Annotated in this window: 7 protein-coding genes; 4 read left to right on the top strand and 3 right to left on the bottom strand. The window is 71.6% G+C overall.

Annotated elements, in window-relative coordinates:
• Nucleotides 1–43 precede the first annotated feature (43 nt).
• From ACFWEP_RS29755 to ACFWEP_RS29745, 3 genes are all read right to left on the bottom strand, one after another.
• A complete protein-coding gene (locus ACFWEP_RS29755) occupies nucleotides 44–271 on the bottom strand; it encodes a DUF3107 domain-containing protein (RefSeq protein ID WP_266708813.1) in 228 nt (75 codons plus the stop codon).
• Nucleotides 272–394: 123 nt separating this feature from the next.
• Nucleotides 395–1,030 carry a TetR/AcrR family transcriptional regulator gene (locus ACFWEP_RS29750; RefSeq protein WP_266708815.1) on the bottom strand — a complete coding sequence of 212 codons (636 nt, stop codon included), beginning with the start codon at nucleotides 1,028–1,030 and terminating at the stop codon, nucleotides 395–397.
• Nucleotides 1,031–1,355: 325 nt separating this feature from the next.
• Complete coding sequence (locus ACFWEP_RS29745) at nucleotides 1,356–1,571, bottom strand: hypothetical protein (RefSeq protein ID WP_387374635.1); 216 nt, start codon at nucleotides 1,569–1,571, stop codon at nucleotides 1,356–1,358.
• 114 nt (nucleotides 1,572–1,685) lie between these two features.
• Here ACFWEP_RS29745 and ACFWEP_RS29740 point away from each other — a divergent pair, with 114 nt between their 5' ends.
• The 4 genes from ACFWEP_RS29740 to ACFWEP_RS29725 all read left to right on the top strand — a co-directional run bounded on the left by ACFWEP_RS29740 (nucleotide 1,686) and on the right by ACFWEP_RS29725 (nucleotide 6,351).
• A complete protein-coding gene (locus ACFWEP_RS29740) occupies nucleotides 1,686–2,651 on the top strand; it encodes an alpha/beta fold hydrolase (protein ID WP_387374633.1) in 966 nt (321 codons plus the stop codon).
• Nucleotides 2,652–2,659: 8 nt separating this feature from the next.
• Entirely contained in the window at nucleotides 2,660–4,108 is a 1,449-nt protein-coding gene (locus ACFWEP_RS29735; protein WP_387374631.1) for a DUF3152 domain-containing protein, read from the top strand.
• Between the two features lie 78 nt (nucleotides 4,109–4,186).
• A complete protein-coding gene (locus ACFWEP_RS29730) occupies nucleotides 4,187–4,282 on the top strand; it encodes an Ms4533A family Cys-rich leader peptide (RefSeq protein ID WP_323180436.1) in 96 nt (31 codons plus the stop codon).
• Between the two features lie 344 nt (nucleotides 4,283–4,626).
• Nucleotides 4,627–6,351: an ABC transporter substrate-binding protein gene (locus tag ACFWEP_RS29725; RefSeq protein WP_387374629.1), complete on the top strand. Its 1,725-nt coding sequence runs from the start codon at nucleotides 4,627–4,629 to the stop codon at nucleotides 6,349–6,351.
• Nucleotides 6,352–6,399: the final 48 nt, after the last annotated feature.

Below are 6,399 nucleotides of genomic sequence, written 5' to 3'. Positions count from 1 at the left end.
GAGATCCCGCCGGGCCGTTCCGTCGTGCTGCGCGTGGTGCCGCTTACAGTGCGCCGAACCCGACGCGCCGGGCCGTCGGCTCGCCGATCTCGACGTACGCGATCCGGTCGGCCGGCACGAGGACCTTGCGGCCCTTCTCGTCCGTGAGGCTGAGCAGACGCGCCTTGCCGCCGAGCGCCTCGGCGACCGCGCTCTCGACGTCCTCGGCGGAAAGCCCGCTCTCCAGAACGATCTCGCGGGGCGTGTGCTGCACCCCGATCTTGACCTCCACGGCTATGTCCCTCCGACGGTCAGTCCCTGCGCGGTAGCCGCGCCGTACGCAGCCACATTAGCCCGGTGGGCCGAGCGCCCACGGCCCGACCGGCCACGCCGGGAGCGAACACGCCCGGTGCCGCTATTCGGTCCCGTGCAGCGGGAACCCCGCGATGCCGCGCCAGGCGAGCGAGGTGAGCAGCTGCACCGCGGTGTCGCGCGGGATGCCGGAGGGGCTGGAGAGCCAGTAACGGGCCACCACCTGGGCGACTCCGCCCAGGCCGACGGCCAGCAGCATCGATTCGTCTTTGGACTGGCCCGTGTCGCCCGCGATGACGTCCGAGATCGCCTCGGCGCACTGCAGGGACACCCGGTCCACCCGCTCACGCACGGCGGGCTCGTTGGTCAGGTCCGATTCGAAGACCAGGCGGAAGGCGCCGCCCTCGTCCTCCACGTACGCGAAATAGGCGTCCATGGTGGCCTCGACGCGCTGCTTGTTCTCCGTCGTCGAGGCGAGGGCGGTGCGCACCGCCTGGAGCAGCGACTCGCAGTGCTGGTCCAGGAGCGCGAGGTACAGCTCCAGTTTTCCGGGGAAGTGCTGGTAGAGCACCGGCTTGCTGACGCCCGCCCGCTCGGCGATGTCGTCCATCGCGGCGGCGTGGTACCCCTGCGCGACGAAGACCTCCTGGGCGGCGCCCAGGAGCTGATTGCGTCGGGCGCGGCGGGGCAGGCGAGTGCCCCGCGGGCGCGCTGCCTCTGTCTGCTCGATGGCGCTCACGCCGCCTCCCAAATGTGTGATCCGACACGGTGTCCAGTGCTTGCCGCGCCGCATGGCCATCGTACTTTTGGGTAACCCGGGTGCGCGCGGCGCGGACGCAGAATTTCACGGACCGGACAACTCCGGTAGCCACGGACCGGCGCCGCATCATCGGCCGGGCCGGGACGAAACGGCCCCGAACTGCGTGTTTCAGAGGTAATCGCCCCGCGCGGAGCGACTTTTGGCCATTTCACGGTGCAGGCGGGCACAGCCCCCGCACCGGCCGCTACCGGGCGCCTGCCCCGGTGGGGCGGGACGCGGTGGCGGCCGGTGCCGCGCGGGCCGCTCAGCGGTAGTCGTCCTCGTGCTCGGCGACCACCTTGGTCTGTTCCGCGACGTCGGCCTCGTCGGCCTCCTCGGTGCCTGCCTCCGTCAGCGGCTCGTCTTCCTCCGGCCGGACCTCCGTCCGCTGCTCCGCGGCGTCCGCGGCGGGGGTCTCCAGGCCCGCCGGGTCCGGCTGCTCGTCCAGAAACGTCTCCGGGTCCCTCGGGTCGACCGTCATGGTGACTCCCTTCCGTCCCTCATCCGAAGCCTATGAGCTGCACTCCTGCCCCGCGATGCGGCCTGTGACCGCGAACACATGAATCGGCGCGTGATCGTCTCGTAACATTGCCGCATGTCTTCGACCGAGCTGCCGGGTGTCCAGGCCGCCGCCGCGGCGGTCGCCCCCACGGTCAGTGCCGTGCGTGTCGGGTCCGGGGAGAGTCTGCGCACCGTTCCCCTGGCCGGGCTGAGCCTGACCGTCCGTTCCCGGCCCGACGTGCGCGCCGGGCTCCCTCCCGCGCTCTACGTCCACGGGCTGGGCGGTTCCTCGCAGAACTGGTCCGCCCTGATGCCGCTGCTGGCGGACGTGGTCGACGGGGAGGCGGTCGACCTGCCGGGATTCGGCGACTCCCCGCCGCCGGACGACGGCGCCTACTCGGTGACCGCACACGCCCGGGCGGTGATCCGGCTGCTCGACGCGCAGCGGCGCGGTCCGGTCCACCTGGTCGGCAATTCGCTGGGCGGCGCGGTCTCCACCCGGGTCGCGGCCGTCCGCCCCGACCTGGTGCGCACCCTCACCCTGGTCTCGCCCGCGCTGCCCGAGATCCGTGTCCAGCGGCCGGCCGTGCCGACCGGGCTGCTGGCGCTTCCCGGGGTCGCCGCGCTCTTCTCCCGGCTCAGCCGGGGCATGACCGCGGAGCAGCGCACCCGCGGGGTCATGGCACTCTGTTACGGCGATCCGACGCGGATCACCGAGGAGGGCTTCCGCCAGGCGGTGGCCGAGATGGAACGGCGGCTGGAGCTGCCGTACTTCTGGGAGGCCATGGCGCGCTCCGCCCGTGGAATCGTCGACGCGTACACGTTGGGCGGGCAGCAAGGGCTGTGGCGCCAGGCCGAGCGGGTGCTCGCGCCGACGCTCCTGGTGTACGGCGGACGGGACAAGCTGGTCTCGTACCGGATGGCACGCAGGGCATCCGAGGCGTTCCGCGACTCGCGCCTTTTGTCGCTGCCCGAAGCCGGGCACGTGGCAATGATGGAGTACCCGGAGACGGTCGCCCAGGCGGTCCGGGAATTGGTGGAAGACGACGGCGGGAGCTGATCCGGGGCGTGGGACGACACAGCCGAAGGGGCGCCGAGGCGAACGGCCCGGCGGGCGAGGCCGCACCGGCCCCGGTCGGTGCATCGGAGGCGGGCTCCGGCAGTGGGCGCCGTAGGCGGGCGCCGGAACCGGCACCCCCCGGGCGTGACGGACAGCGGCAGTCCGACGCGGCTCGGGACACCCCGTTCCAGGGCGTCCCGCAGGTGCGCGGCGGCCACCCCGAACAGCGCGAACCGGGCGGCGGCTGGGGCACCGGCCCGCAGCCGCGCTACGGCCTCGGCGAGGCCCCGCGGTCGGCGCGTCCCGCCGACCCGGCCCGGCAGCAGACACGTTCGGGCGAATTTCCGTCCGCAGGCCCCCGCGCCGGAGACCCGCGCGCGGGCGGACGGGGCGCCGCTCCCGTCGGACGTGCGGTGGTGCGGCCGGCGCCCGGCGGTACGCCGCTGATACCGGGCCCGCGGCCCGAGTTCGTGGACGCCTTCGACGCGCCGTCCGTGGGACTTCCGGTACGGCAGGTCCCGTCGAGGGTGGCCGTGCCCGCTCCGGCGGGGGAATCCGTCGCCGTGCCGGACCGCATCGGCGGCGGCTCGGACGGTGGGGCCGGCGACGGCTCCGGCGAAGCGGACGGCACCCCCGGCACGAGCGGCCGGGGCGGCAAGGGGCGGACGTTCACCGGTATCGCGGCGGCGGCGGTGACCACGGTGCTCGCGGTCGTCGTGGCCGGGCAGGTGGCCCAGGGGCACGGCGGGGGCGATTCCGCGCAGGCGTCCGGCACCCGGCAGGGCGGCCAGGGAGCCACCCGCTCCGACGCGCGGGCCACCCCCACGACGCCGACGGCGGCGCCGCTGAAGGCGCTGACGTACGAGGAGAAGATGGCCACGCCCTACCCGCTCGCCGCCGATCTGGCGGGAGACGGGAAGTTCGAGGTCGTCCCGGGCGCGGCGAAGGCGCCCGGTACCGGGCACAAGTACCGCTACCGGATCGACGTGGAGCAGGGGCTCGGACTCGACCCCGCCCTCTTCGCGGAGGCCGTGCAGAAGACCCTCAACGACGACCGCAGTTGGGCGCACCACGGGGACATGACGTTCGAGCGGATCTCCACGGGCGCACCCGACTTCGTCATCACCCTCGCCAGTCCCGGCACCACCGGGGTCTGGTGCGAGAAGTCCGGTCTGGACACCACCGAGGACAACGTCTCCTGCGACTCCGCGTCCACCGAGCGCGTCATGATCAACGCCTACCGGTGGGCCCAGGGTTCGGTCACCTTCGGCCCCGACAAGCTCCTGCCCTACCGGCAGATGCTCATCAACCACGAGGTCGGACACCGGCTCGGGCACAACCACGTGAGCTGCCGCACCCCTGGCGCCCTGGCGCCCGTGATGCAGCAGCAGACGAAGTCGTTGGACATCGATGGGATCTCCTGCAAACCCAACCCCTGGGTGTACCCCACTACTTGATTCGGTCTGTCCATATATTGATATGGCCGTCTCATTTCGCATTGACATGTGGATGAGCGGTCGTTCATATTTCTCCGCATGTCACGCATCTTGATCACCCCCGAGAGTGCCGCCCTGGAGCGCGCGCTCATCGGTGTGACCAGGCACTGCGTCGCCGACATTCTCTGTCGCTGACGCCCGCCCGGTCGTGTTCCGGCCGCCGCCCGCATCCCCGAGAGGCGTAGCGCGCGGCTTCCGGGCCACGACCCCGGCGTCCCGGCCCGCGGGCGCGGCCTCCCCGGCAGGCGGCCCCGGGCCCGGTTCTCCCCCGTGACCGGTCCGGCCCTCTCCTGCTCCGGCCGACCGGGCCGGCTCCTTCCTCCGGGCTCCCGCCGGATCGCGCACCCGATGTCCCGTGACACGCCGCGCGCTCTCGCGGCCACCCCTTTTCTGCCGCTTTCACCTGTCTTCTTCCTGCTCTTGTCATGGTTTCCCCTGCTCGCCTCTCCGGCTGAGCAGTACCGAGAGGTCATCTTCCGATGCGTCAACCGTCCGTCATATCCCGCCGCGTGGCCGCGGCCGTCGTGGTTCTCGTCGTGGGCTCGTCCGTCGCGGCGTGCGGCCCGAAGGAGAGCGGGAGCGACGCGGGTTCCGCCGCCTCCTCGTCCGCTCCCGCCAAGGGCGGCACCCTCAGCGTCCTCAACCGCGCACCCCAGGTGAACTTCGACCCCGCGCGCCTCTACACCTCCGGCGGCGGCTCCGTCCCGTCGCTGGTCTTCCGTACCCTCACCACCCGCAACCGCGAGGCCGGCGCCGCCGGTTCCGAGGTGGTCCCCGACCTGGCGACCGACCTGGGCACGCCCAGCGAGAACGCCACCGTGTGGACGTACACGCTCAAGGACGGGCTGAAGTACGAGGACGGCACCGCGATCACCAGCGCGGACATCAAGTACGGCATCGAGCGCTCCTTCGCGGCCGAACTCTCCGGCGGCGCGCCCTATCTGCGCGACTGGCTGATCGGCGGCGCCGACTACGCGGGGCCGTACAAGGACAAGAAGGGCCTCGCGTCGATCGAGACGCCCGACGACCGGACCATCGTCTTCCACCTGAACAAGCCCGAGGGCGAGTTCCCCTACCTGGCGACGCAGACCCAGACCACGCCCGTGCCGCAGGCCAAGGACACCGGCGCGACCTACGAGAACCACCCCGTCTCCTCGGGGCCGTACAAGGTCGTCTCCAACGAGGGCGACGGCGAGCACCTCGTCCTGGAGCGCAACACCTACTGGTCCGAGAAGACCGACTCCGAGCGCAAGGCCTACCCGGACAAGATCGACGTCCGCTCCGGCCTGGACCCGGCCGTCATCAACCAGCGCCTCTCCGCCTCGCGCGGCGCCGACGCCGCCGCCATCACCACCGACACCAACCTCGGTCCGGCCGAACTCGCCAAGGTCACCGGCGACAAGGCCCTTGCCGCCCGCGTCGGCGAAGGCCACTTCGGCTACACCAACTACATCGCCTTCAACCCGAAGGTGAAGCCGTTCGACAACCCGAAGGTGCGCCAGGCGATCTCGTACGCCGTCAACCGCACCTCCGTCATCAACGCGGCCGGCGGGTCCTCGCTCGCCGAGCCCGCCACCACCTTCCTGCCCGAGCAGAAGTCCTTCGGACACACGGCGTACGACGCCTTCCCCTCCGGCGCCACCGGCGACGCGGCCAAGGCCAAGGAAGTGCTGAAGGAGGCCGGTTACCCGAACGGGCTGACCGTCACCCTCACGCACGACAACGAGAAGAACTTCGCCACCAGCCCCGAGGTCGCCACCGCCATCCAGGAGGCCCTGAAGAAGGCCGGGATCACGGTCGAGCTCCAGGGGCTGGAGGACAACGCCTACTCGGAGACCGCCTACAACGTGAAGACCGAGCCCGGCTTCTTCCTCGCCGGCTGGGGCGCGGACTGGCCCTCGGGCGGCCCCTTCCTCGCGCCGATCTTCGACGGCCGCCAGATCGTGGAGGACGGCTACAACTTCAACACCGGCCGCCTGAACGACGCTTCGGTCAACAAGGAGATCGACGAGATCAACCAGCTGACCGACCTCGACGCCGCCGCCGCCCGCTGGGGCGCCCTCGACAAGAAGATCGGCGAGCAGGCGCTGACCGTGCCGCTCTTCCACCCGGTCTACCAGCGCCTCTACGGCGCGGGCGTGAAGAACGTCGTCATCAGCGACTGGACCGGCGTACTCGACATCGCCCTGGTCTCGGTCAAGTAACCATGACCGAAGCACCGCTGGTCGCGGAGGCGGGGACCGACACGGTCC

Source organism: Streptomyces sp. NPDC060198, assembly GCF_042728415.1.
Classification (GTDB): Bacteria; Actinomycetota; Actinomycetes; order Streptomycetales; family Streptomycetaceae; genus Streptomyces.
This window is presented reverse-complemented; position numbering and strand designations above follow the sequence as displayed.

Bases quoted from the DNA above. Each gene is read 5' to 3' on its own strand.
- ACFWEP_RS29745 (WP_387374635.1), bottom strand. From the start codon at position 1,571: ATGACGGTCGACCCGAGGGACCCGGAGACGTTTCTGGACGAGCAGCCG.
- ACFWEP_RS29740 (WP_387374633.1), top strand. From the start codon at position 1,686: ATGTCTTCGACCGAGCTGCCGGGTGTCCAGGCCGCCGCCGCGGCGGTC.
- ACFWEP_RS29730 (WP_323180436.1), top strand. From the start codon at position 4,187: ATGTCACGCATCTTGATCACCCCCGAGAGTGCCGCCCTGGAGCGCGCG.
- ACFWEP_RS29725 (WP_387374629.1), top strand. From the start codon at position 4,627: ATGCGTCAACCGTCCGTCATATCCCGCCGCGTGGCCGCGGCCGTCGTG.